This is a genomic window from Alteromonas halophila (assembly GCF_014651815.1).
In the GTDB taxonomy this organism is placed as follows: domain Bacteria; phylum Pseudomonadota; class Gammaproteobacteria; order Enterobacterales; family Alteromonadaceae; genus Alteromonas; species Alteromonas halophila.
Genome location: NZ_BMXP01000001.1, coordinates 213934 through 240173 on the forward strand (window position 1 = coordinate 213934; position 26240 = coordinate 240173).

The following is a 26240-nucleotide window of genomic DNA, read 5'->3' on the forward strand; positions in this document are numbered from 1 at the left end:
TTACAGGCACGCCGTAAACCCGTCCCTGGGGGCTCCGCTGCTGCTTCCCTGCGGCAGAGGGCCTGAAATGCCAGCCAGTCACACCGCCCTTGCATCACCTAAGCATTAAAATGCTGGCCTTTATTCGCTTGCAGCGTGTGTCGGATTTCCAGCCCCTCGAAGAGCTCAGCCCTGAGTCTCATCGAAGAAACACGTCATTGCGGCGGAGGCCGCAACCTCCCAAATAGCGTGGCTGATTTGAAATCGTCCTTTTCACTCGCTATCGCAATAACTGGCTCATTGGTAATTGCAACGCTGCGAGTTGCAGCAGGAGGTCCCGGCCTTCGCCGTATGACGGTAGTATTTTGTAACGCACAATGGTCAGGCTCGCTGTAAAATCAAATGACTATCAAAAGCGCATAAAAAGCAGTTTTTTGTGAATAAATAGTCTGATGCCCACCCATCCCGGTTGTTTTTTAAAGGGGTGCGTGATACTTATTCTGTTTAAAATCAACTTAACCGGATCGATCATGGATGCAAATGCAGTAACATCGTTACTGGCCGAAGCGGGCACACTGATGATAGTGGGTATGGTCTTTGTCTTTACCTTTCTGACACTGCTTATCGGTGGCATTGACGTTATTGCGCGGTTCTGCCGGCGCTTTCCGGGAGAGCAGGAATCTCTCGACACGCCAGACATTGCGGCGCCGCGTCCGCAACGCAATGAAAACGAACATGATCCCCGCATCATCGCTGCAATCAGTGCGGCCGTTCAAACGCATCGTAAATCCCGTCAACGTCGTCTCACAAAGGAGTGACCATGACCAAGCCCCTAGCTTTAACTGAACTTGTGCTGCGTGACGCGCATCAGTCTCTGCTCGCAACACGCCTGCGCATCGAAGATATGCTACCCATTGCGCAGCAACTGGATAACGCAGGTTTTTGGTCTGTAGAATCCTGGGGGGGCGCCACCTTTGACGCCTGTATACGTTATCTTGGTGAAGATCCCTGGGAGCGTATTCGCCAGTTGAAGGACGCAATGCCTAATACCCGTCAGCAGATGTTACTCCGTGGTCAGAATTTGCTCGGATATCGCCACTATGCCGACGATGTAGTGCAGCGTTTCGTTGAGCGCGCGGCAACCAATGGCGTTGACGTTTTTCGTATTTTCGATGCCATGAATGATGTCAGAAATCTGGAAACGGCAGTTAAAGCGGCCATTGAGTGTGAGGCGCACGCCCAGGGCACCATGGCCTATACGGTATCGCCGGTGCACACGCTCGACACCTGGCTGGAGATGGCACGAAAAATTGAAGACATGGGTTGTCATTCGTTGTGTATCAAAGACATGGCGGGGTTACTAAAACCGTATGAATGTGAGCAGCTGATTAAAGGGCTTAAAGAGACCATTGATATTCCCATCGCCATGCAATGCCATGCCACAACAGGCTTAAGTACCGCGACCTATCAAAAGGCAATTGATGCCGGCATTGATATGCTCGACACGGCAATTTCGCCAATGAGTATGACCTACGGCCACACGGCAACCGAGACCATTGTCTCAATCGTAGAGGGCACAGAGCGGGATACGGGTATTTCGCTCCCCGAGCTTGAAGATATTGCCGGGTATTTCCGTGCCATTCGTAAGAAATACAGTCAGTTTGAGGGTAGCCTGAAAGGCGTTGATGCACGGATTTTGCTCGCGCAGGTGCCTGGTGGCATGCTGACCAATATGGAAAGCCAGCTCAAAGAGCAGGGCGCGCAGGATAAATTTGACGAGGTGCTGGAAGAGATCCCGCGGGTGCGTAAGGATCTTGGTTATATTCCGCTGGTTACGCCTACGTCTCAGATTGTCGGTACGCAATCGGTCATTAACGTACTTACCGGTGAGCGCTACAAGAGCATTACCAAAGAAACCGCCGGTGTACTGAAAGGTGAATATGGCGCAACGGCCGCGGCGGTTGATGAAAAGCTGCAGCAACGTGTCCTCGATGGCGCTGAGCCCCTGACATGCCGGCCGGCTGATCAGCTTGAGCCGGAAATGGAAAAACTTGAAAAAGAGCTGGACTCGGTAGCAGGCGAGAAATCTATCACGCTGGCTGACGACAAAATTGACGATGTGCTTACCTATGCTTTATTCCCGCAGATCGGCCTTAAATTCCTTGAAAACCGCAACAATCCGGACGCGTTTGAAGCGCCACCATCGGAAGAGTCGGAACAGCAGGCACCTGCGCAGCCCGACGCCGGGGAGCCCGGGCAATATGACGTCCGGGTTGACGGTAAAGTGTATTCAGTTGAAGTCGCTGCGTCCGGTCAGTTAGAAAAGGTAGAAGCGGCCGACGATAGCAAGCCGGCTAAGGCTGAACAGCCGGCAGAGACAAAGTCCACAGCGACGGGCGGCCAGGCGATTAACGCTCCTATGTCAGGGAATATCTTTAAGATCAACGTGACAGAGGGTCAGCAGGTCGCCAATGGCGATGTGGTGATGATTCTGGAGGCCATGAAAATGGAAACGGAGATCCGCAGTGCCCATGACGGTGAAGTCACGGAGATTCTGGTGAAGCAAGGCGACAGTGTTACCAGTGGCCAGCCTCTGATTTCACTGGGGTAGGGCATGGATAAACTAAGTGTTCTCTGGGAGAGTACGGCGCTGGCCCATTTTCAGCCCGGTCAGCTGGTAATGATGGCCGTTGGGCTACTGCTGCTTTATCTTGCCATTGTGAAAAAATTTGAGCCGTTACTGCTTATCCCGATTGGGTTTGGTGCGTTGCTGACCAACATTCCGTTGGCCGGCTTCAGCGAGCCTGGTGGGTTGCTGTACTTTATCTATGAAGTAGGTATTGATACCGGTGTGTTTCCCCTGTTGATCTTTATGGGGGTGGGCGCGATGACGGACTTCGGCGCGCTGATTGCCAACCCGCGTATGCTGCTGCTTGGTGCTGCTGCGCAGTTTGGTATCTTCGCTACGCTGTTTGGTGCCATTGCACTGAATCTTATTCCAGGGTTTGATTTTTCACTTCAGGATGCCAGCGCGATTGCTATTATCGGCGGGGCCGACGGGCCTACCGCCATTTTCCTGGCCTCTAAACTGGCTCCCGAGCTACTTGGCGCCATTGCGGTTGCGGCCTATTCTTACATGGCGCTGGTACCCATTATCCAGCCGCCCATCATGAAAGCACTGACCACACCTGAAGAGCGTAAAATTGAAATGGCGCAGCTGCGGCCGGTGTCGACCCGCGAGAAAATTTTGTTCCCGCTGGCCGTGCTTTTACTGACGATTTTATTTCTGCCTTCGGCGACCCCGCTGGTCGGCATGTTCTGCTTTGGTAACCTGATGCGGGAATGTGGCGTGGTAGAGCGCTTAAGTAAAACCGCACAGAATGAACTGATTAATATCGTTACTATCTTTCTTGGTCTGTCTGTGGGCTCGAAGCTGTCCTCCGATAAGTTTCTCACTGTCGAAACGCTGGGGATCCTGGCACTCGGGGCGGCGGCGTTTGCCATAGGTACCGCGACTGGCCTGCTGATGGCGAAACTTATGAGTCGCCTGTCCGGCGGTAAGATAAACCCATTAATCGGCGCTGCAGGCGTTTCAGCGGTCCCAATGGCGGCCCGCGTGGTGAACAAAGTGGGCTTGCAGGCTAACCCGCATAACTTCTTGCTGATGCATGCCATGGGCCCGAATGTGGCCGGCGTGCTGGGCTCAGCAGTAGCTGCCGGGGTATTGCTGGCGCTGGTGGGGTAAGCAGGCCAGCCGTTGCGCTGGCAGTATTCCAGCCCAGCCAGCGCTGGGATTGGTCCGGATGATAAATTCGCACCTCTTCTAGCGCAGGGTCTGCTGGGGCACCAGCGACTGGTACGCCAGGATCAGCTTTTTGGTGACCTCATGCTGTGGCCAGCGAAACAGCGTTTCTGTTTTGCCAGCCTCAACGATATTGCCGTCCTGCATCACAATAAGCTTGTCGGCAATATGACGAACAATCCCCAGATTATGGCTGATAAACACAAACGCCAGTCCCATTTCCTGCTGGAGTTTCAGGATCAGGTTCACAGTTTGCGAACGAATAGTGGGGTCCAGTGCGGCAAAAGGTTCGTCTGCCACTAACACCTTAGGTTGCAACATAATAGAGCGGGCCAGCGCCACACGCTGTTGTTGTCCGTCAGACAACATATGCTGATAAAAATAATAGTGCTCTCTGAGCAGCCCGACTTTGACCAGGTTGTCACTGATTATGGCCTTGCGAGTGGCTTCATCAGATCCAGTATTGAGGCGTAACGGCTCGTCCAGGATCCGGCCAACGGTAAGCGCGGGGTTCATCGACTCGTTGCTGTGCTGGAATATCATTCGGATATCAGAGGTGCGGCTGTTACGGCTGGCCTTTTTATTAAACCTGGCGTCATAAACGTTATTATTCAGGACAATCTCGCCACTGTTGGCTTCAACAGCGCCAACCAGCAGTTTTGCCAGCAGCGATTTGCCCGAACGGTTCTCGCCAATAATGGCAATGGTCTCACCGCGCTTAACATTCAGTTCAATCGGGCCGAGCTGGAATATTTCAGGCTGTGCAAACCAGTGTTTTTTCTTTTCATTCTTAAAAGTCAGCCCCTTCACCTGCATGATGTCTGTCATAGCTTCTCCATATGTAAGGGGAAATGGCAGCTGTAAGTATGATCATGGATACGTCGCACTGCAGGCGTCGATACACAGGCGCGTTGTGCCCGGGGACAGCGGGGACCTAACCGACAGCCGATGGGCATATGCTGCAGTGTCGGAATCGATCCATCCAGCGTCGGCAGACTGGATTTCGGCGGCAGATTGGTACGAAAGCTTGGCGCACTGTCCAGCAGCGCTTTGGTATAGGGGTGCAGCGGCCGCTTGCGAAGGTGCTTCATTCTACCCGATTCGACGGTCTGTCCGGCATACAGTACGGTCATTGAATGCGACATACTGGCGATAGCCAGCAGATCATGGCTGACGAACAGGATAGACAATGCGCGGGTCTGATTTAAGCGTGTAAACAGCTTCAGTACCTGCGTTTTAGTAGTGGGCTCCATGCCCCGGGTCGGGTCATCGGCTATCAGTAGTTTGGGTTGCGATACCAGCGCCATGGCGATCATAAATTTTTGTACAATATCCGCCGACACCTGATGGGGAAACGCATGGATATAGCGTTTGTGCTGCTTAATACCCACTTTATGCATGGTGCTGATAGCGATTTTCCGGCGCTGCTGACTGCGTTGCCAGAACCAGGTACCCCGTATAAACTCGTTGGGAATACTTTCTTCCAATTGTGCGCCCAGTGGCGCTGACGGATCCATTGCACCGAGCGGATTCTGAAACACAACCGCGATGTCTCTGCGCATTACTTCGCGTCGCTGAGACACCGACATGCTCAGCAGGTTGTCACCATTCCAGCTCATGCGATCAGCGGTAATGCGCCATTGTGGCGGTAATACGCCGGAAATGGCTGATACAATCAGGCTTTTACCTGAGCCGGATTCACCTACCAGCGCGCGAATTTCGCCACTGTTGACCGACAGGCTGACTTTGTCCAGCGCTTTAATCACCGAGTCGCCGGTATTAATTTCCAGTGTCAGATTTTTGATATCAAGCATGGCCATTAGTGACTGACCCTCTTTCTTAATGCGGAACGCAAGCCATCACCCACAACATTGATGGATAACACCATCAAAAAGATGGTCAGGCCGGGCAGAGCCACGTTCCAGGGCGCGATGTAGGCCACATCCAGTCCGTCGGCAAGAATGGCGCCGAGCTCCGGCAGCGGTGGCTGTGCGCCCAGGTTCAGAAAGCCCAGCGCCGAAACATCCAGCACGGCAATCGACAACGCCAGCGTACCCTGCACGACCAGCAATTCAATCATATTGGGTAATATCGAGTTAAAAAACAGCTGAAAATTACTTGCCCCGTCGAGTCGTGACGCCAGTACATATTCTTTTTTCATCTCGTTGCGCACGAAGGTGCGGGTATGGTGAATAAACTGCGGGATGAGCGCCAGCGTGATGGCCCACATGCTGTTGACTAGACCGGTACCGAGTATGGCCACAATAATAATCGCGATAAGCAGTGTAGGGATTGCCATGAGCGCATCAAGCAGGTGGTTGAGTATGCTTGAGCGAACCCCGGACATAATCCCGGCGATCGCGCCGATACTGACGCCAACCAGCATGGCCAGAATGACCAGTATAAAACTGCTTCCGAGGGTCACGCGACACCCGTAAATAATGCGGGAAAACAAATCCCGGCCCAGTGCATCCGTGCCGAACAGATGACTGACAGTGCCGTTGAGTTGCCAGCTTGGCGGGATGAGCAGGCCATCCACATTCTGCTCCAGGGGATCATAGGGAACCAGCCAGGGGGCAAAGACTGAAAAAATAATAAACATGAGCAGCACAAACAGACCGACAAGGGCAATGTGACTGGCACGAAACTCCTGCCAGGTCTGTTGCCAGGGGGAAGGGTGGAATTCCTCGTCGTAGAGGCTAAATCGCGCCACGTTCGAACCTCTCTCGGCCGGGGTCGAGCATGCGGTTGAACATGTCGACCAGAATGGTCAGTGATATCACCAGCGTTGATACGGCCAGCATACCAATCCGCAGTGCCGGGTAATCCCGCTGATAAATGGCCTGGATCAGCCAGTTACCAATCCCTGGCCAGGAAAACAGCGTTTCAACAATCATGGCATTGGTGATAAGTGTGGTTATCTGAATGGCCATTAACGGCAGTATAGGTAATGACGCGTTACGCATCACATGGCGAACAAAAATCTGTGGTCGCGACAGGCCCCGCGCCCGTGCGGCCGCAATATAGGGTTTTTGCAGAACATCGATCACCGAACGTCGGGTAATACGGATCATCGCTGCGGTGGTAATTGTGCCAATCGCCAGGGTTGGCAGCAGCAGATGGTGAAGCGCGTCCCGTAAAGCCAGCCCATGATCGATATGTTCACTCAATAAAATATCGATCAGGATAAAACCAGTGACGGACGGAATGTCGAACATCAGGCTGATACGCCCGGATAGCGGGGCGACACCAAGCTCGAGACTAAAAAACAAAATAAGCACCAGCGCCAGCCAGAAAACGGGAACGGAATAGCTTATCAGGCTGACCGAGTTTATCGTCCGGTCACTTAACGAATAACTGCGTATACCGGCGTAGTAGCCTACCGGAAGTCCAATAAACAGCGCCATCAGCATGGCATAGGTACTTATTTCTATTGTCGCAGGCAACGCCAGTCCTACTTCCTCGCGTAGCGGCAGTCCCGACGTGAAGCTGTAGCCCCAGTTGCCGTTCATTAATTGTTGGAGGTAGTGCCAGAACTGAATCAGGTAAGACTGGTCCAGACGGTATTGCCTGACCAGCGCGTCGCGCTGCACCTCGTTTTCCGGGGTAATCCCGGACAGGTTAACCAGCACATCACCAGGGAACAGGTAGGCAAGCACAAACGACAGCGCGGTAAGTACCAGCAGAGTGAGCACAAAAAGTACACTGTAACGGACTAAAATACGAATCACTGCGCTTTTTTCACCCCGCTAAATCTGACACCGCCATAGGGATTTATCGCCATACCAGAAAGGACTTCGCGATAGGCCTGATACCGATAGGCGTGGGCGATAGGAACCAGCGGTAATTTCTCGTAGAGCAGCCGGTTGGCCTGCCGGTAGATAGCGCGACGTTTTTCGATTTCATCGGTTTGCAGCGCTTGGTTGATCAGTTGCTCGTAGTCTTCATTGCACCACATTGCGCGGTTGGTCCCTGAAGGGATGGCGCTGCAGCTTAACAGCGGGCGATAAAAGTTATCAGGGTCGCCGTTGTCAGCCGACCAGCCAATCAGCACAGAGTCGTGCAGGCCGTCGCGCAGGTGACGCCGGAAGGTACTCCAGTCATAACTGACAATGGTTGCACGGATCCCGACATCGGCCAGGTAACGCTGGATCAGCTCTGCCATTTTCGTGGCATTTGGGTTGTATGCCCGTTCGACAGGCATCGCCCATATCGTCATCGAGAAGCCCGGTTCAATACCGGCATCATCCAGTAGTTTTCTGGCTAATACCGGGTTATAGGCGGTATCGTCAGCATCATCCTGGTAGGCCCAGCTTGCCGCAGGCAGCAGTGTCTTGGCGCGAGTGGCACTGCCAAAATATACGGCCTCCAGCAACGTGTTTTTATCGATGGCAAATGCCAGTGCCCGGCGCACATCTGGATTATCAAAAGGCGGGCGCTGGGTATTGAATGCCCAGAAGCCGATATTCAGTCCCGGCTTTTCTGCCAGCATCAGGTTTTCACGGTTGCGAATCACATTAAGCTCGGTTTGGGCAGGGAAGGCTGTCGCATCGCATTCCCCGGTAATGAGCTTTGCCAGACGTAATGAACTGCGCGGTGTAATATCAAAAATCAGTTGCTCGGCACTGTGTTTGTTCTGCCAGTAGTCAGGGTGGCGGTGATAACGGATATAGTGATCTTTTCGATGTCCGACAAACCTGAACGGGCCAGTGCCAATTGGGAATTGATCGAGACGGGCCGGGATACCCTGCTTCAGCAACTGATCGGCATACTCTTTAGACAGAATAACCGAAAAGTCAGTGGCCAGGTTGGCGAGAAATGAACTGTCACGCTGGCGCAGCGTAATTTCTACCCGGTACCCGTTGATGCGTTCGACGGACGCGATGTTATCCGCTAAACCGAGGCTTTCAAAATAAGGGTAACGACCGCCGGAAACCGGGTGATACGGATGAGACGGCAGGCGCCAGCGATTAATGCTGAAAATAATATCGTCAGCATTAAAGTTTCGTGTCGGCGTGAAATAGCTGGTGGAATGAAACGAGACGTCTTTGCGCAACTGGAACGTATACGTCAGGCCGTCATCGGATATCATCCAGCTGCTTGCCAGGCTGGGCACAATACGGCCGCTGTCTGGTTCGAAGTCCAGCAACCTGTCATATAACTGATGCGATGTGGCGTCGGTTGTGGTGCTCGACGTATCCAGTTGTGGGTTGAAATATACCGGGTTGCTTTCAGAACAGTAAATGACACCGCTCTGATAAAACGCATCATCAGCAGACTGGGTACAGCCGCTAAGCAGGCACAGCGCTGTGATGAAGAAAAGTGGGAACGTAAGCTGGCTGCGCGGTATCATCAGGCTTCCGCCGATTCCGCTGAAGAATCGAGCAAATTATACTTTTTAAGGTAACCCCGCAGCTGATGGTAGGTAAGACTCAATTTTTCGGCCGTCTTTTTCTGATTAAACTGACTGTCTTCCAGCGCCTGCCGAATCATTTCAATTTCGTACTCCTGAGAGCGTTCTTTTAGATCGATAGGATAGGTCAGTGCCGCTGCTGTAGGGGCTGTCACCACGGCCGGCTCGGCAGCAACTTGCTCCTGAGACTCGACAGATATCGGCTCTGGTGTCGCAGCCACCGTGCGATCCTGCGTTTTAATACGCGTGCGGGGACGAAAGGCTGATTCAAAAGGATTTAATACAATATCGTGAACGGGCAAATGGGGGTTATTGGTCCGGTATACCGCGCGCTCAACCACGTTTTTCAGCTCCCGGATGTTGCCTGGCCAGTCGTAATCGAGCAGGATGCGCCTGGCTTTCTCAGTAAAGCCGCTGAACAGCTCCATTTCCAGCTCACGGGCCATATTGATAGCAAAATGCTCGGCCAGCATCATAATATCTTCCCGTCGTTCCCGTAATGGCGGGATCGTAATGACATCGAATGCCAGCCGATCCAACAGATCGGCGCGAAATTCCCCGGCATCGGCCAGCGTTGGAAGATCTTCATTGGTAGCAGCAATCAGGCGTACATCCACTTTAAGGGTTTTGTTACCGCCAACCCGCTCAAACTCACCATATTCAATCACGCGCAGCAGCTTCTCCTGAATAAGGCCTGATGTATTGGCCAGTTCATCCAGAAACAGGGTTCCGCTGTGCGCGACTTCGAAGCGTCCTTCCCTGCGTTTTGCTGCACCGGTAAATGCCCCTGATTCGTAGCCGAACAGTTCACTTTCCAGCAGGTTTTCATTGAGGGCGGCACAATTGAGTTTGACGTAGTTTTGATCCCAGCGTCTAGACAGGTAATGTAATCGCGCTGCGATTAACTCTTTACCCGTCCCGCGTTCGCCAATCACCAGCACCGGTTTATCCAGCGGTGCAATCTGCGAAATCTGCTCAAGAACTTCCAGGAAACTGTTGGCCTGGCCCAGCAAATTATCCTGTTGGCGATATCTGCTCATTAAATCCCTCAAATGTTAGTCATTTCGACCAATATGTAGTGTAGAGTAAAATGCAGTCATATTCGACTACTATTTATAATTCGCAAAAGTCTTTATAAACAGGGTTTTATAAATTCGTGTGAGTTGGCAAGTAATTTGAATGGTACTTCACCAGGAATGCCAGTTGGCATAATTTCAACACGAGTTAGAGGTAATGATTATGGGTATCTTCTCGCGTTTCACTGATATTGTGAATTCAAATATAAATGCTTTACTGGATAAAGCTGAAGATCCGGAAAAAATGGTGCGCCTCATCATCCAGGAGATGGAAGATACGCTGGTAGAGGTACGCTCGGCATCGGCGAAAACGCTGGCCAACAAAAAAGAAATTGTGGCCCAGATTGCTAAATATGAAACAGATGCGCAGGACTGGGAAGCGAAAGCCGAACTGGCCTTAAGTAAAGAGCGCGAAGATCTTGCCCGCGCAGCCCTTCAGGAGCGCAAAAAATGCGCGGAAGCAGCTGAGGCATTAAATACTGAGCTTAGCGCAGTCGAAGAACAGATTTCGAAGTTGCAAGATGAGATTTCGCAGCTTCAGGAGAAACTGGCAGATGCGAAGAGTCGTCAGAAAGCGATTATCATGCGTCAGAAAACGGCCAGCTCGCGTCTCGAAGTCAAGCGTACGCTGGATAGCAGTAAAGTAGATGATGCGATGGGGCGCTTTGAGCAGTACGAGCGTAAAATTGATGACCTCGAGTCGCAGGTAGACGCCTACGACTTAGGTAAGAAAACGCTGAATGACGAGTTTGCTGAACTTGAGTCCGATGACAAAGTTGACGAAGAGTTAGCTGCGCTTAAAGCCAAAGTGAAAGGTGGGCAAAAAACCACCGCAAAGTCTAAGAAAAAGTCATAAAACGGCTATAAGCACTGTATTGCGTCCCGCCCGTTGTTGCCGGGCGGGGATAGCAGCGAACTAACGTGGAGGTATGGTTATGGAAGAGGGAATTTTAGCACTACTCATAATGCCCTTTGTCATTTTCATGATATTTGTGGCGCCTATCTGGCTGATTCTGCACTACCGCAGTAAAAAGCAGGTCAGCCAGGGGTTAAGCCCGGAAGATTACCGCTCTTTGAAGGAGTTAGCAGCGAAAGCGGAGAAAATGTCTGATCGCATCGAAACCCTGGAATCGATTCTCGACAGTGAAGCGCCAGAATGGAGGAATCGCGCATGAAGAAGCAGCGGTCTTTATATCGGGATAGCGAACACGCACGGATCGCCGGTGTATGTGCCGGTATCGCTAACTACTTCGGACTGGAAACCTGGTTAGTGAGGATCCTGGTGGTCACGGGCTTCTTTCTGTTGGCGGGGCCGTTCATGATTGTCGCTTATGTGGCGGCGTGGTTTATCCTGGACAAGCAGCCACCGGATTATGATACCAGTGTTGCCTCTGCGCCCATCGATTTATCAGGGAAAGGCTGGCGAAATGCACCAAGCGAGTCTGGTTCACGCAGCGCATCAAAGGTTGAGGTGAAAACCAAAGTTTGGCAGGCCGGCGAGCCGCCTAAACAGGCACTGCATGATATTTCCAGTCGTTTCGATGCCGCAGAGACACGGTTACGGAAGATGGAGACGTATGTCACCTCGAAAGAGTTTCAGCTCAATCGCGAAATCAGCCGTCTCTAAAAAAAGTAAAAAGTAAAAAGTAAAAAGTAAAAAGGTCCCAAATATAAAGCAGGCTTTCCATTAGGAGCCTGCTTTTTTTGTCTGTTGTGCAGGGTCAATTACGCCGCCTTGTAAATTTATTGTTACGTCAGTTTCAACGTCTCGTTATGGCCCATCTCTTTAGTCGAGGGTAAATATCATTAGACTGATAGCAAGGTTAACAATAAACAGGTCAGACGTAATGAAGTCTACGCAGTATAAGTCGAGAGAATCTGACGAAAATGGCATCATCCACTGGAGCGATGAGGAGAACCAGATATGGTCAGAGCTCTATGCCCGTCAAATTCCCCTGGTGAAATCCAGGGCGTGCCCGCAGTTCCTTGAAGGGCTGGACAGAGTAGGACTGAGCGAAGATCGGATCCCACAGCTTCCGGACATCAATCGTGAGCTGAAAGCCGCGACTGGCTGGCAGACAGCCGAAGTGCCGGCGTTGATCCCGTTTTCAGAGTTTTTCCGGCTGCTGGCAAACAAGCAGTTTCCGGTTGCTACGTTTATCCGTACCCGTGAAGAATTTGATTATCTTGAAGAGCCCGACATCTTCCACGAGGTGTTCGGGCACTGTCCGCTGCTGTCTAACCCTGCGTTTGCGCACTTTACGCATACGTACGGCAAGCTGGGGCTGGAAGCGAGCAAAGAAGACCGTGTATACCTTGCACGTCTGTACTGGTTTACGGTGGAGTTTGGTCTGGTCAAATGCAACGACGAGTTGAAAATTTACGGGGGAGGCATTCTGTCTTCACCCGGCGAGACGGTGTATTCACTGGACAGCGATAAGCCTCAGCGCAAGCCGCTGGACCCTATGGCGGCGCTGCGCACACCGTACCGTATCGATATAATGCAGCCGCTTTACTACATTCTTGAACAGTTTGATGATCTGTTCTCGCTGGCAGAAATGGATATCATGGCGATGGTTCAGGAAGCCAAAAAACTGGGGCTGTTTGAGCCGCTGTTTCCGCCTAAAGAGAAAAAAGCCGGCTAAGCATCTTGCCACCACCCGGCGCACTGTCGCCGGGAGCGCTTCCCTAATCTTCATCACTTGTTATTTGTCGTGACGGCGCACACGTTACGCAGTTGTCACATTTTTATTACACCCTGCATAAAGTGTGATATCCTGTAAATATTAGTTTACAAGTGAAGTCGTTATGCGTTTAGAAATCAGTTGTCAGGATCGTCTTGGGATCACTCAGGATGTATTGGATATCCTTGTTGCTCATGAGATTGACTTACGTGGAATTGAGATAGACCCAACGGGTAAAATTTTTCTTAATTTCCCCAATATTGAATTTGCCGACTTTCAGCACCTGATGCCAAAAATCCGTCGTATTCAGGGTATTGATGACGTTAAAACAACGCTGTTTATGCCCGGAGAGCGCGAGAAAAAACAGTTGCTTGCGATATTACGGACCCTGCCAGACCCGGTGTTTTCAATCGATACACGGGGACAGATACTGATGTGCAATGAAGCGGTCACCAGCGGCCTGGAAATGGCCTATGCCGAGATAGGCGGAAGTGATATCAGTGAACTGGTCAAAGGGTTTAATTTTCATCGGTGGATGGAAAATGACGACGTGCAGCCACAGTCGTCAAAGGTTAAGTTTATCCAGCAGGATTATCTGGCGGATATGTTGCCTATTACCGTAGCTGACGAAGAAAATAATGTGATCATGGCCGGCGCTGTGGTCATGCTAAAGTCTGAAATGCGCCTGGGGCAGCAATTCAGTGCTTTCCATCAGCCGCAAACGGACAGTTTCGATCATTTTGTTACCGTGTCATCCGCCATGGCTAGAACGGTAAAAGAAGCCAAACAGGTTGCGGATCTGGATGCGCCAATTGTTATTTTTGGCGAAACCGGGACCGGCAAAGAGATGATTGCCCGGGCCTGTCACAATGCCAGCCGTCGCCAGTCGGCAGCTTTTCTTGCCCTTAACTGTGCCTCGTTGCCTGACAGTGTCGCTGAAACAGAGTTATTTGGTTACGGTCCGGATACCTACAATCAGCAGGAGGCACGTCCGGGACTGCTGGAGCAGGCAAAAGGCGGGACATTGCTGCTTGATGAGGTGGCAGACATGTCGTCGCAGCTGCAGGCCAAACTGTTAAGGGTACTGGAAGACGGTGAGTTCCGACGGGTCGGTGAACGGGACCCTGTGCCTGTGGATGTACGTTTTATCTGTACGACCTGTCGCGACCTTGGTCAACTGGTAGAAGAAGGGCGGTTTCGCAAAGAATTGTATTACCGTCTGAATGTACTGAGTCTTATCATGCCGTCGCTGAAAGAGCGCCGTCAGGATATCGTGTCGCTGGCAGAAAGCTTTATTCAGCAGCATAGTGCCAAGCTTGGGCGGCGGCCTGCAAAACTGAGCAAGTCATGTGTCGACTTTCTGCTTCAGTACCCATGGCCGGGCAATGTACGGCAATTGCAGAATGCGCTGTACCGGGCTCTTTCATTGCTTGATGGCAACGAGCTGACCAAAGAGGATATTCAGTTGCCCAGTTGTGCGCCCAGCGTCACCTACATCGATGAAAACTTTGAAGGTACGCTGGATGAAGAGGTGAAAAAGTTCGAAAAAGATCTGCTTCGTCGCCTGTATCCGTCTTATCCCAGTACCCGCCAGCTTGCCAAAAAACTGGGACTAAGCCATACCGCCATTGCCAATAAGCTCAGAGAGTATGGGATTAACAAGGCCACGGTAAAACTATAAACGAAGCATCAGACAGGGGCATAGCTCCTTTCCCGACAGATGTGAATAATTCGTTACAGCGCTGCAGGGCTTATCCGCTGAGCCCTCCGCTGCTTTCCTTTCCGAATCGCTGTACAACTCGGCTTACATGCACAGTTTTGCCTGACACACGATGACTTTTCAGCGCTGCATTAATGGTGTCTAGTATGTACATCAGAATTGCAATGGTAAGGAATCGGGCTCAATGAAATTTGCGACGTACAAAAATGACACACGCGACGGCCAGCTTATGCTGGTTTCCAGAGATTTAAGCCGCACCTGTGATGTGGGGGATATTGCGGCAACGCTGCAGCAACTGCTGGATAACTGGCAGACACTGGCGCCGCACATGGAGCGACGCTACCAGGCATTAAATAATGATGATGTAAAAAGTGAAGCGTTTGATCAGTCACGTTGTGAGTCGCCACTTCCCCGCGCCTATCAGTGGGCAGACGGCAGTGCGTATGTCAACCATGTTGAACTGGTACGTAAAGCCCGTGGCGCTGAGATGCCGGAGAGCTTCTGGAACGATCCGCTGATGTATCAGGGCGGCTCTGATGATTTCATCGGGCCCTGGGATGACATTATTTTACCCAGTGATGACTGGGGAATTGACTTTGAGGGCGAAGTGGCTGTGGTCACGGACGATGTGCCTATGGGGTGCACACCGGAGCAGGCTGGCGAGCGTATTCGCCTGTTGATGCTGGTAAATGATGTGTCATTGCGCGGGCTTATCCCCGGTGAACTCGCTAAAAGCTTCGGTTTCTTTCAGTCGAAACCCGCGTCAAGTTTCTCGCCTGTGGCCGTGACGCCGGATGAACTGGGCGATGCATGGCAGGACAACAAGGTCCACTTTCCGCTGCGCTCTACGTACAACGGGGCCCTGTTTGGTGAGCCGGAAGCAGGCGAGGATATGACCTTTAATTTTGGTCAGTTGGTGGCGCATGCTGCTAAGTCCCGGAATCTGGGGGCAGGCGCAGTCGTCGGCTCAGGTACAGTGTCGAATAAACAGGGGACAGAGCATGGCTCTGCAATCGAGGAAGGGGGGCGCGGATACTCCTGCATTGCGGAAGTGCGCATGATTGAAACTATTCGTGACGGCAAGCCGTCTACCCCCTTTATGCAATTTGGTGATCGCATCAAAATTGAAATGCTGGACCATGACGGCCACAGCATCTTTGGCACCATTGACCAGCAGGTAAAGCCACTGAACTAAGTGGCTCACAACAGGTGAGTTTTGGCTATGAGCATTAAACTGTATGGGTACTGGCGTTCTACTTCTACCTACCGGGTAAGAATTGCGCTGAACTTAAAGCAAATTGATTACGAGTATGTGCCTGTTCATCTGCTGGAAAATGGCGGTGCGCAGCACGCCAGTGCATACAAGCGGATAAACCCCTCAGAGCTGGTGCCGTGCCTGGTTGATGACGATGCAGACATTATTCTCAATCAGTCGCTGAGTATCATTGAGTATCTGGATGAGCGCTTTACTACTGGCAGCCCGCTACTGCCTGCGCATGCGCTGGAACGGGCCCGGGTGCGGGGATTGTCGCAGGATATTGCGTGCGATATCCAGCCACTTGGAAACCTGCGTGTGCTGAACCAGTTGCGGGAAACGTTTAGTGCCGATCAGGACGCTATTAATCGCTGGACCGCGCACTGGATAGAGACGGGACTCGGTGGCATAGAAACACGGCTGCAGACGCAGGCCGGTAAATATTGTTTTGATTTTGATGTCACCATGGCAGATGTCTGTCTGGTGCCTCAGGTGTACAATGCAATTCGCTTCGGCGTCGATATCAGCAAGTACCCGCTGATTGCCAAAATCACTGAAAATTGTGAACAGCTTGAGGCGTTTCAGAAAGCGCACCCGCAAAACCAAATTGATGCTGTAAGTTAAGGAAGATGCGAATAAATCTATCATCACTCAGCGAGTCCTGAAGTGCGTAGTCGCAAGGCAGGTTTCGCAAGCAGTGGCTTATCCCTTGGTAAGAACTTGCTTAAGGGGGAAGGCAGTCTTCCCCCATAGATTACTGGCTCTTGATGGGCAGTGCGGTGGTGTTCTTCACTTGTTTGAGCGCAAAGGTCGAACTCAAATGATCGACTAACGGCAGATGGGTGAGTCGATGCTTAAGCAGGTATTCGTATTCTTCAATACTTTCCACAATTACTTTCAGCAGGTAATCTTTTTCACCACTGGTCGTGTGGCACTCAACAATCTCATCTATCGACTGCACGGCATTCTCAAAATCAGTCAGCGAGTCGCCGTCGTGATTTTTCAGTGTTACATAAATAAATACAGACACGCCCAGGTTGAGTTTTTTACTGTTTAGCAGGGTGACTTTTTTTAGTATTATGCCGTCGGCTTCCATGCGCTTTACCCGACGCCAGCAAGGCGTATGGGAAAGGCCAACCTGCTGACTGAGATCTGCCATGGAAACGGTCGCGTCCTGCTGTAAGACGCGCAAAATTTCACGGTCAAATTTGTCCAGCTTCATACACAATATTCCGGAAAAATGATGATGGGCATTATATATTAAAAAGGATCCTAGGATACACATCCTAGCTTCAATCTGATCACTTTATTTTTCATCCACTTTGTTAATTCCGTTAACAAAAGTTTGCAAGGCCTGTCCTCCCACAAATGCGTTACACTACGGGCAAATTCATCAACCATGAGTCCTTATGTCGGTATTTGATCACCCGGAATTTGATAACCACGAACATGTGTCGTTCTACCATGATGAGAAAGCAGGCCTGAGCGCAATTATTGCCGTGCACAATACAAATTTAGGGCCCGCACTTGGCGGTTGCCGGATGTGGCCATATATCAACAGTGCAGAGGCGCTGACAGATGTACTCAGGCTGTCGAAAGGGATGACCTACAAGTCGGCGATGGCTAATCTTGAGCTTGGTGGTGGTAAATCTGTAATTATCGGCGATCCTCGCAAAGCCAAAACCACTGAGATGATGACGGCCATGGGGCGTTTCGTTGACTCTTTTAATGGCTCGTATTTTACTGCAGAAGACTCGGGCATTGCGGTGACTGATCTGCAAACCATGGCGAAACAGTCTGACTACATTGCCGGCGTGAATGCGAAATATCACGTTGCCGGGGAAGTGCCTGATGGCAATCCGGCCCCGTCAACAGCCTATGGCGTATTCGTCGGGCTTAGGGCAACGGTAGAGCAGGCATTAGGTCAGGGGCTGGATGGTATCAGTGTCGCTATTCAGGGAATGGGTCACGTTGGCTATCGTCTTGCGCAACATCTTAAGCAGGCTGGGGCCAGGTTATACGTGACCGATATTTTCCCGGAAGGTGTGAATAAGGCGGTCGAAGAACTGGGGGCAACAGCGGTTGCACCAGAAGAAATCTATAACCTGGATGTGGATGTTATTGCACCTTGTGCACTGGGCGCCTCAATCAACGATGAAACGCTGCCGACCATTAAAGCTAAGGTGATTGCCGGTGCGGCGAACAACCAGCTGGCACGCGAAGAAATGGGCGATCTGCTGCGTCAGCGGGGCATATTGTATGCGCCTGATTATGTCATCAATGCCGGTGGGGTTATCGATATTTTCCATCAGCGTATGCCAGAGTCATCTGACGAGAAAATGCGTGCCCATATTGAACAAATTGGCGTCACACTAAAAGAAATCTACAGCCGCGCCGATGATGAGCAGGCACCCACCAACCGGGTTGCTAATATCATTGCCGAAGAACGATTCCAGTCTAAAGGTTGAAAGTTAGCGGCCAAGTCGTCATAATGCGCCGCGCATCGGGGCAGTGAACACGCTTTCACTGCCCATGCAAGTTTCAATGGTGGACCCCTGGTCCTCCCGCAATGATACTTTGTGAACCCGGTCAGGCCTGGAAGGGAGCAGCCGCAGCAAACGACTCATGTGCCGGGATGTGGCTGGGGGCCCGCCACCCTTCTCACGCAGACGCTGTCGGCGTCTTATTCTTCGCCTGATCCAGATACCGAAGCGCTTTATCGACGGCGTGCTCTACATTCATTTCCATTTGCTTACGTTCGCTTAACGGCAGGTAAAACGCCATATCCACCTCAAAACGAATATAGCGTGGCGGAACCTGATTCAGCGCCAGACAACATAAGTCAGCCAGGTAATCATCAGACTTACTTTTATCCAGCCCCAGCTCAGTAATACGCTCGGTGACCAGGTGTTCATAGTAATTATGGATGTCATTATCAAGCTTCATTCAGCGTTTCCTATTGTTTACAGGTAAGAGGCAGAGGGTCGGGTGCACCGACACCTGTTAAGCATGGTAGACTGCGGGCAAAAAGAAAAGACGGGCAGAGTATGAAAAAGAATATTGAACCTTGTTATTACGGTGACTATCTGCAACTGGATAAAATTCTGGGCGCTCAGTCGCTGGAGAGTAAAAAGTATGGTGAGCCGGCACATGATGAGATGCTGTTTATTATTGTGCATCAGGTTTACGAGTTATGGTTTAAGCAGGTGTTGCATGAGCTTAATGCGGTAATTGATACATTTACCCCGGAACGGCTGAGCGATACTGATCTTATCGGCGTCGTACACCGGCTTAACCGTATTATCCAGATCCAGCAACTGATGAATGATCAGATAAGTGTGATGGAAACCATGACACCCCAGCAGTTTCTCGCCTTTCGGGATTATCTGGTGCCAGCGTCAGGGTTTCAGAGTATCCAGTTTAAGCGACTGGAAATCTCACTGGGCTTAAAACGCGAGTACCGCATTGATTTTGATAAGCAGAGCTTCTACAGCCGCCTGACGGACGAGGACCGGGCTTTGCTCGAAGGGCTGGAGGCCAAACCGAGCCTGTTTGAACTGGTTGATCGCTGGCTGGCGAGGTTACCTTTGCTTAAAACAGCCGATTTTGATTTCTGGCAGCATTATAAGCAGGCCACGGATACGCTGCTGAATAATGACAAAGACACTATCGAAAACAATGACACGCTGAGCGATAAGGAAAAGCGCCAGGAATTAAATGACTGGCAGTCAACCAGAGAGAACTTTGATGCACTGTTTGATTCCTCGCAGTACGCGTCTCTGCGTAAAGAGGACAAATTCAGGCTCAGTCATAAAGCCATGTTGTCAGCACTGTTTATTAAACAGTATTCAGAAGCGCCCATATTCAATCTGCCGTTTCAGCTGATTACCGCACTGACGGAAATTGACGAGAAGCTGACCATCTGGCGGTATCGTCATGCGATGATGGTGCAGCGCATGCTTGGCACCAAAATAGGTACTGGCGGATCATCCGGCCATCACTACCTTAAGAAAACCACCGAGTCGAACCGAATTTTCAGTGATTTTTTCAACATGGCTACCTTTCTGCTGCCTAAAGATATGTTGCCGCCACTGCCAGCGAGTGTTTCCCGGTACCTCGGCTTCTATCTGAGCGAATCAACGGCGAACGACAGCGCCAAATAATTCTGGTTGCTGAAATACTGAGCAGAAAACTAAGTAAAAATAAAATTTTCTTTAAAATCAGCCATCTGACATTCACTTTTGTAAAGTGTTTGCGTATTTAACGTTATCTGTAAGTTAAATTTTACAGAAATGCGTAATTTCGATGAAAAAAAATTGAACTTTTGAAATACGCTCGTCGGATCACAGTTGACCCCTCGCTAAGGATGTGGTTATTATCAATCCCGAGGTTCAGACCTTATTAATAATAAGTCGTTCAAAGCGATTTAAAAAAAACACACACTAAGAGTTTTAGTGGTCCAGGGAGACAATACATGTTTACAAACTCTAAACTGGCGAAGTCAGTTAAGCTGGCTTGTGCCTTCGGTGCTGCATCAGCAGCCATGGTTGCACCTAACGCAGCTTTCGCACAGGAAAACACCGCCGACGAAGGTGAAGCAATCGAAAAGATTTCCGTAACGGGTTCACGCATCAAGCGTACTGACCTGGAAGGTGCGGCTCCTGTTGTTTCTATTACAGCACAAGATATCGAACTGGAAGGTGACTACACTGTAGCCGATGCGCTGCGTTCAAGCTCACTGAACTCTTTCGGTTCATTCTCAGAGCGTTCAGGTAGTTCAGCCCAGTCACAGGCTACCATCAACCTGCGTGGTGCCGGTTCTCGTCGTACACTGGTACTACTTAACGGTCGTCGTTTCCCAGGTTCTCCAACACTGGGTGGTGCATCTGCTAACCTTAACGCTATCCCAATGGCAGCTGTTGAGCGTATCGATATTCAAACCGAGGGTGCATCTGCGATCTACGGTTCTGACGCCATGGCGGGTGTTGTTAACGTTATTCTGAAAGAAGACTTCGAAGGTCTGACATTCAACATTGGTGCGGGTAGCCGTGACCGTGATAGCGGCACAACTAACACCGAATTCTCTATCCTTGGCGGTCTGTCAAACGACAAAGGTAACATCACCTTTGCTTATGACCATCAGGAGCGTGAAGGCATTGCTGACGCTGATCGTCATTACACTGCAGCGCAGCGTAACGATCTGAATGGTGACGGTGTTATCCAGGCTTACACAGAAACAATTGGTTGGTCTTGGTACGGTGCGACTGCCTTTAACAGCGATTTCTCGCTGGCGACTGCATCACCTGTATGTTCTGATCTTGAGTCAGAGTTCGGAAGTGATATCTTCCAGGAAACTGCGGCAGATGACGACTGGAGTGAAGGTTCTACCTACTGTATGTTCGCTTATGCGAATACGTCATACAACACGGCATCTATCGACCGTAACACGCTGTATGTATCCGCAGATTATGAACTGACTGATGATATTGAATTCTGGGGCCAGGCAATGGTTGTACAGAACTCTTCATTCGGTCGTTATGCACCACCAGCAGCACCAATTTTCGGTGTTGAACCTGAAGGTGTTCTGGGAGACGTTTACAACCCGTATGACGAAACGTCTCCACAGATTCTGGTTCGTTGGGCGGACGTTGGTACCCGTGACGGTAACGTAGACGACTACAACCAGGATTACACTGCAGGTCTGCGCGGTTCTCTGGACTGGAACAACGCAACGTGGGAAGTGTACTACCACTACAACAAGGCTGATAACAAGTCTGTAGGTAAATACTACCTGTCTTACGGCGGTCTGGCTTACAACGTAGCTAACGATATTCCGCTACGAAGCGATGCTGGTATTGCAAATACTAAAGTAACGACACTGCAAAACTCACAAGCGACGTTTAACCACTACTACGCAGGTATGGGCTTTGACATGTTCGATCTGCCAGGTGGTCTTGCATCTCACTATGTGGGTGTTGAGTACTTCGAACAAACTTACCTGGATGAGTATGACGGTCAGTCAGAAGCTGGTCTGGTAGGTGGTTCTGCAGGTAACACCTCTTCAGGTGAGCGTGACGTAACGGCTGCGTTCTTCGAATCTGTTCTGCCAGTAATGGACACAGTAGAACTGAACGTTAAAGCGCGTTTCGATGATTACTCTGACTTCGGTAACGAAACATCACCAGCCGTTTCTCTTCGTTGGGAAGCAACAGAAGACGTGATTGTTCGTGCGTCATACTCTGAGTCGTTCCGTGCACCAGGTCTTGACCTGCTGAACGCGGCGCTGACCTTCTCTGCCGAGCCAGCGATCGATTACGCGTCAGGTGCGACAACGTCTCGTCAGTACGATACGTATTTCGCGCCAAACCCTAACCTTGGTCCGGAAACGTCTGACTACATCAACCTGGGTGTGGCTTGGGATGTTAACGACAACCTGGGTCTGAAACTGGACTACTTCGAACTTGATATCAAAGACGTAATTCAGGAAAAATCACTGCAAACGTTGCTGTCTGAAGAGCAGGCTGGTCTTATCACTGCTATCTCTCCAAGTGCAACGCCAACAGATGTTTTCTACATCAAGCGTGCAGCCTCTGGTGGTCTGATTGAAGCAGGTACATCTTACTTCAACGGCACAGGTTTCACTGTTGAAGGTATCGACTTCCACATTAACGCGAACCTGTCTACCGAGTTTGGTGACTTCCGCTTCAACAACATCAACAGCTTCGTGCTGTCGTACGATACTGAAGTTGGTGGCATCATTCAGGATACTGCGGGTTGGTCTGGTCAGCCAGAATTCAAGTCAGTGGCAACGCTGGCATGGTCTCTGGACGATCACCAGATTTCGTGGAACGCAACCTACACTGACAGCACTACAGAAAACGAATCTGCACCACTTGACGCAGATGGCGACCCAATCGCTGGGGTGCCGTTTGAACAAACTGGTAAGCTGGACAGCTGGTTAATCCATAACGTTACCTACTCTTATGACATGGGTGATTATGGCCGCGTTCGTCTGACTGCAGAAAACGTAACTGACGAAGATCCGGTACTGACGTCTAACGGCGCTTGGGACGACCAGGATCTGTACAACAACTTTGGTCGCACATACCGTGTGAACTACGAAATCAGCTTCTAATTGAAGCGGTTTTAACGTAAAACAAAAGGCCGATGAAAATCGGCCTTTTTTATTTGTGGTAAAAAAATGAATAACTACTGGTCTACATACTGGCAGCAGGGGAAGCTGCACTCATTCGCTGATGCACCAGGTCAGAACTATGATGGTGACCTGGCACAACACTGGCGTAACTTTTTTGCGGAATATAAAAATAAGACCGCATCCATTGTCGATATTGGTTGTGGCAATGGCGCACTGTTCGAACTCGCGTTACGCCATCAGCAAATGGATAATGTCACATTCACAGGTGTAGATACCGCGACACTCAGCGTGCCTGACGCGCTGGACAAGCCAAATGTACGGTTTCTTGAAAACTGTCCAGCAGAGCATACTGGCCTGGAAAGTGGCAGTGTGGATGCGGTTGTCTCTCAATTTGGCATTGAATACAGTGACACTGAACAATCTTTTATTGAGGTCGCCCGGATCTTAAGGCCAGGTGGAAAAATCAGAGTCGTTGTCCATGACAATAATTCTATGATTATAAAGCGTAATGCCCGTACACTTGCGGCAGTGGAGGCGTTACTCGGACCAGCTAGCGCCATAGATGCGCTGCGTAAGTTAAGCAATGCACTGGACAAGTACGGCAAGCAGTCTTCATCCTCTGAACAGGCAAGGCGACACCTTAATCAGCTAACTGAACAGATGGTAAAAACGCACGGCCAGCAAGCTGTGTTAGACACCAATTTTTCAATCCTGCTAAAAACGGTTTTGTCCTCCTCACATGCTAAGAGCGACAAAAAAGCGGCTTTACGAGCGTTTGAAAAAGAAATGAAAGGGCACCAGCAACGCCTGATGCAACTGGTAAACGCAGCATACTCTGCTGAGGATAAAAAACAGACGCAAACGAAACTTGAGGCGTTGCATTTCGAAAATATCCGGTTCACTGACGTAAAAGAAAATAACCAGCTTATTGGCTGCGAAATTCAGGCAACAAAGCAATAGCAGACTTACCATGAACCGATTGAAGAATCCGCTCGACCGCCCGGTTTTTATTATTGCTGCACCTCGCTCAGGGAGCACCCTGCTTTATGAAACGCTCACCCGGCACCCTCAGCTTGTTTCCATGCGTAGTGAAAGCCACGCCATAATTGAACACATTCCTGAACTGAGTACAGTGAAGCGAGGATTTGCCTCTAATGCACTGGGTGCTGACGATGCAACACCGACAGTCAGGCAGACACTCACTGCACGTTTTCTGGACCACGCATCTGATTGCAAGGGGAACCCAGTCACGGCTAACGCACCGGTACGGTTTCTTGAAAAAACCCCGAAAAATGCGCTGCGGGTTACGTTTTTGCATGCGCTGTATCCAGATGCAAAATTCATCTATCTGATAAGGGAGCCGGTTGCTAATACCGCGAGTATTATTGATGCCTGGCATTCGGGGCGCTTCGTTACCTACCCAGACCTGCCGGGCTGGGATGGTAGCTGGTCATTGCTGCTGCCGCCTGACTGGCAAACCATGCGCAATCGGCCGCTAAGCGATGTAGCAGCATTTCAGTGGGCTCAGACCAACCGTCTTGCGACCGATGCCTTTAAAGGCATTGACAGCAGCCAGGTACTGCCGGTCTTTCATGACGATTTTCTTCGCTCGCCTCAGGCCGTTATCGACAGAATTTTAGCGTTCGCGGAATTATCACCGCAACCGAGTCTGATTGGGTCAGCCGAGCTGCCGCTTTCCCGTTACACACTATTGGCGCCAAGTAAGACAAAATGGTACCGGCATGCGGCAGCGATACAGCGCAGTCGCGCATTACTTGATACTGCGCTTCCCAGTATCAATGCGTATTTGGCCTCACACCATCATCAGTCTGTCGATCTGCATCATGAACTGGATGAGGTGGCTCAAAATCACGCACAAGCAGCGTCTGACACCAGTGTGATAACGGCGCCAGCTAGCCGAAACGCACCCTGCCCATGTGGTTCGGGACGACGTTACAAACAGTGTCATGGTAAGCTTAGTTAAGGAAGATGCGAAGATAACGTGCAACACAAAGTGATCACCACCAATGAAGCTTAAACACGAATTTATACAACTGCCTGTGCGATTTGATGTCGCTGAACTGCAGCGTGAGGTCGAGGCCATACCGCAGGATCGCTGGCGAGCCCATCATGAGGGATTTAAAGGGAATTACTCAGTTCCGTTGATTTCGGTAGAGGGTAAAGACAACAATGAATTTAAGGGGCCAATGGCACCCACTGATATTCTTCATCGCTCACCGTATCTGAAGCAGGTGATCTCCAGCTTCGGTGAAGTTATTGGTCGTTCGCGTCTGATGGCGCTGGACTCGGGTGCCGAGGTGCCGGTGCATTCTGATATCAACTACCACTGGTACAAGCGCGTACGCATTCACGTACCTATTACCACCACACCGGACGTTCGCTTTCATTGCGGCGATAAAGAGGTCAATATGCAGGCCGGTGATGCCTGGATATTTGACTCATGGAAATACCACACGGTGAAGAATAATTCCGATGTATTCAGGGTTCATCTGGTCATTGATATCTGTGGCTCAAGCCGCTTCTGGGAACTTACTGAGCGTGGCAATGTGCCCTGGCTGGATCCAGTGTCCGACGACGCTGACTTTCGTTTTATTGCGCCACATACCGACACAGACCCCGCCATTCGTACTGAAACGTTCAATACGCCGCTGGTTATGACGCCAGGCGAAATGGATGGCATGGCGCAGGAACTATTTGCTGAACTGCATCAGGGAAAGGGCAATGCTCAACAGGATGTAAGCGCGTTTATTCAACGGGTAGAGCAATTCTGTCAGGACTGGCGAGTACTTTGGGCGCAATACGGGATGTCAGAAGCCGGCTGGCCGCACTATCATTTGTTACGGGAAACGGCCTATGCGTCAGTGCGTGAGTATGAAAACAGGCTCACTCTGGGTAATGGCACACAAGCCCCGCGGATGTACCTTTTCTGTATGATTGATCCTGCACTAAACGTTGAAGTGGCCGGGCAGTTTGCGACGATAAACGCCAACCAGGCCGACCCTGGCGGCGCTCAGCCTGCTGGCGCACAACGTGATGCTGTGCCTGAGCCTCATTCACGTAATGCTCCCTGTCCCTGTGGCTCGGGGCAGCGGTATAAAACCTGCCACGGTAAACTGGCCTGACGACCAGGCGCA

Annotated in this window: 24 protein-coding genes and 1 other RNA gene; 17 read left to right on the forward strand and 8 right to left on the reverse strand. The window is 50.8% G+C overall.

Annotated elements, in window-relative coordinates:
- The first annotated feature begins 509 nt into the window (after positions 1 to 509).
- The 3 genes from IE054_RS01025 to IE054_RS01035 are packed head-to-tail and all read left to right on the forward strand — an operon-like array spanning position 510 to position 3724.
- Positions 510 to 797 (forward strand): OadG family protein, encoded by a 288-nt coding sequence (locus IE054_RS01025; protein ID WP_189403231.1) that lies wholly within the window; start codon positions 510 to 512, stop codon positions 795 to 797.
- Between the two features lie 2 nt (positions 798 to 799).
- Positions 800 to 2590 carry a sodium-extruding oxaloacetate decarboxylase subunit alpha gene (gene oadA, locus IE054_RS01030; RefSeq protein WP_189403232.1) on the forward strand — a complete coding sequence of 597 codons (1791 nt, stop codon included), beginning with the start codon at positions 800 to 802 and terminating at the stop codon, positions 2588 to 2590.
- 3 nt (positions 2591 to 2593) lie between these two features.
- Complete coding sequence (locus IE054_RS01035; RefSeq protein ID WP_189403233.1) at positions 2594 to 3724, forward strand: sodium ion-translocating decarboxylase subunit beta; 1131 nt, start codon at positions 2594 to 2596, stop codon at positions 3722 to 3724.
- A gap of 78 nt (positions 3725 to 3802) precedes the next feature.
- Here the strand turns inward: IE054_RS01035 and IE054_RS01040 are convergent, their stop codons facing one another.
- From IE054_RS01040 to pspF, 6 genes are read right to left on the reverse strand one after another with little or no spacing between them, the layout of a single operon-like run.
- Positions 3803 to 4609 (reverse strand): ATP-binding cassette domain-containing protein, encoded by an 807-nt coding sequence (locus IE054_RS01040; protein ID WP_189403234.1) that lies wholly within the window; start codon positions 4607 to 4609, stop codon positions 3803 to 3805.
- The gene (locus tag IE054_RS01045) at positions 4606 to 5601 is read right to left on the reverse strand and encodes an oligopeptide/dipeptide ABC transporter ATP-binding protein (protein WP_189403235.1); all 996 of its coding nucleotides are present in this window, start codon (positions 5599 to 5601) and stop codon (positions 4606 to 4608) included. The genes IE054_RS01040 and IE054_RS01045 overlap by 4 nt, the downstream gene beginning before the upstream one ends.
- Positions 5601 to 6494 (reverse strand): ABC transporter permease subunit, encoded by an 894-nt coding sequence (locus IE054_RS01050; protein WP_189403236.1) that lies wholly within the window; start codon positions 6492 to 6494, stop codon positions 5601 to 5603. The genes IE054_RS01045 and IE054_RS01050 overlap by 1 nt, the downstream gene beginning before the upstream one ends.
- On the reverse strand, positions 6481 to 7512 hold the full coding sequence (locus IE054_RS01055) for an ABC transporter permease (protein ID WP_189403237.1): 1032 nt from the start codon (positions 7510 to 7512) through the stop codon (positions 6481 to 6483). Before IE054_RS01055 ends, IE054_RS01050 begins: the two co-directional genes overlap by 14 nt.
- Complete coding sequence (locus IE054_RS01060; RefSeq protein ID WP_189403238.1) at positions 7509 to 9134, reverse strand: ABC transporter substrate-binding protein; 1626 nt, start codon at positions 9132 to 9134, stop codon at positions 7509 to 7511. Before IE054_RS01060 ends, IE054_RS01055 begins: the two co-directional genes overlap by 4 nt.
- Positions 9134 to 10234 (reverse strand): phage shock protein operon transcriptional activator, encoded by a 1101-nt coding sequence (gene pspF, locus IE054_RS01065; RefSeq protein WP_189403239.1) that lies wholly within the window; start codon positions 10232 to 10234, stop codon positions 9134 to 9136. The genes IE054_RS01060 and pspF overlap by 1 nt, the downstream gene beginning before the upstream one ends.
- Positions 10235 to 10433: 199 nt before the next feature.
- On the opposite strand from pspF, the gene pspA reads away from it, so the two are divergent.
- From pspA to maiA, 7 genes are all read left to right on the forward strand, one after another.
- On the forward strand, positions 10434 to 11126 hold the full coding sequence (pspA, locus tag IE054_RS01070; RefSeq protein ID WP_189403768.1) for a phage shock protein PspA: 693 nt from the start codon (positions 10434 to 10436) through the stop codon (positions 11124 to 11126).
- Positions 11127 to 11205: 79 nt separating this feature from the next.
- Entirely contained in the window at positions 11206 to 11445 is a 240-nt protein-coding gene (gene pspB / locus IE054_RS01075; RefSeq protein WP_189403240.1) for an envelope stress response membrane protein PspB, read from the forward strand.
- A complete protein-coding gene (pspC, locus tag IE054_RS01080; RefSeq protein ID WP_189403241.1) occupies positions 11442 to 11897 on the forward strand; it encodes an envelope stress response membrane protein PspC in 456 nt (151 codons plus the stop codon). Before pspB ends, pspC begins: the two co-directional genes overlap by 4 nt.
- A gap of 220 nt (positions 11898 to 12117) precedes the next feature.
- Positions 12118 to 12915 carry a phenylalanine 4-monooxygenase gene (gene phhA / locus IE054_RS01085; RefSeq protein ID WP_189403242.1) on the forward strand — a complete coding sequence of 266 codons (798 nt, stop codon included), beginning with the start codon at positions 12118 to 12120 and terminating at the stop codon, positions 12913 to 12915.
- A 163-nt stretch (positions 12916 to 13078) separates the two neighbouring features.
- Positions 13079 to 14635, forward strand: coding sequence for a transcriptional regulator TyrR (tyrR, locus tag IE054_RS01090; RefSeq protein WP_189403243.1), 1557 nt, complete (start codon positions 13079 to 13081; stop codon positions 14633 to 14635).
- A gap of 223 nt (positions 14636 to 14858) precedes the next feature.
- Positions 14859 to 15869 (forward strand): fumarylacetoacetate hydrolase family protein, encoded by a 1011-nt coding sequence (locus tag IE054_RS01095; RefSeq protein ID WP_189403244.1) that lies wholly within the window; start codon positions 14859 to 14861, stop codon positions 15867 to 15869.
- 27 nt (positions 15870 to 15896) lie between these two features.
- Positions 15897 to 16553, forward strand: a complete 657-nt coding sequence (maiA, locus tag IE054_RS01100; protein ID WP_189403245.1) for a maleylacetoacetate isomerase — start codon at positions 15897 to 15899, stop codon at positions 16551 to 16553.
- Between the two features lie 130 nt (positions 16554 to 16683).
- Here the strand turns inward: maiA and IE054_RS01105 are convergent, their stop codons facing one another.
- Positions 16684 to 17151, reverse strand: coding sequence for an Lrp/AsnC family transcriptional regulator (locus IE054_RS01105; protein WP_189403246.1), 468 nt, complete (start codon positions 17149 to 17151; stop codon positions 16684 to 16686).
- Positions 17152 to 17338: 187 nt separating this feature from the next.
- Here IE054_RS01105 and IE054_RS01110 point away from each other — a divergent pair, with 187 nt between their 5' ends.
- Entirely contained in the window at positions 17339 to 18397 is a 1059-nt protein-coding gene (locus IE054_RS01110) for a Glu/Leu/Phe/Val dehydrogenase dimerization domain-containing protein (protein ID WP_189403247.1), read from the forward strand.
- 85 nt (positions 18398 to 18482) lie between these two features.
- Positions 18483 to 18579, forward strand: an RNA gene (gene ffs / locus IE054_RS01115) — signal recognition particle sRNA small type.
- An 11-nt stretch (positions 18580 to 18590) separates the two neighbouring features.
- Here the strand turns inward: ffs and IE054_RS01120 are convergent.
- Positions 18591 to 18875 (reverse strand): late competence development ComFB family protein, encoded by a 285-nt coding sequence (locus IE054_RS01120; protein ID WP_189403248.1) that lies wholly within the window; start codon positions 18873 to 18875, stop codon positions 18591 to 18593.
- Positions 18876 to 18976: 101 nt separating this feature from the next.
- Between IE054_RS01120 and IE054_RS01125 the strand changes: the two genes are divergently transcribed.
- The 5 genes from IE054_RS01125 to IE054_RS01145 all read left to right on the forward strand — a co-directional run bounded on the left by IE054_RS01125 (position 18977) and on the right by IE054_RS01145 (position 26228).
- Complete coding sequence (locus tag IE054_RS01125) at positions 18977 to 20092, forward strand: tryptophan 2,3-dioxygenase family protein (protein ID WP_189403249.1); 1116 nt, start codon at positions 18977 to 18979, stop codon at positions 20090 to 20092.
- A 311-nt stretch (positions 20093 to 20403) separates the two neighbouring features.
- A complete protein-coding gene (locus tag IE054_RS01130; RefSeq protein WP_189403250.1) occupies positions 20404 to 23064 on the forward strand; it encodes a TonB-dependent receptor in 2661 nt (886 codons plus the stop codon).
- A gap of 66 nt (positions 23065 to 23130) precedes the next feature.
- Complete coding sequence (locus IE054_RS01135) at positions 23131 to 24045, forward strand: class I SAM-dependent methyltransferase (protein ID WP_189403251.1); 915 nt, start codon at positions 23131 to 23133, stop codon at positions 24043 to 24045.
- 10 nt (positions 24046 to 24055) lie between these two features.
- Positions 24056 to 25069 (forward strand): sulfotransferase, encoded by a 1014-nt coding sequence (locus tag IE054_RS17810; protein WP_229804960.1) that lies wholly within the window; start codon positions 24056 to 24058, stop codon positions 25067 to 25069.
- Positions 25070 to 25112: 43 nt separating this feature from the next.
- Positions 25113 to 26228: an aspartyl/asparaginyl beta-hydroxylase domain-containing protein gene (locus IE054_RS01145; protein WP_189403252.1), complete on the forward strand. Its 1116-nt coding sequence runs from the start codon at positions 25113 to 25115 to the stop codon at positions 26226 to 26228.
- Positions 26229 to 26240 lie beyond the last annotated feature (12 nt).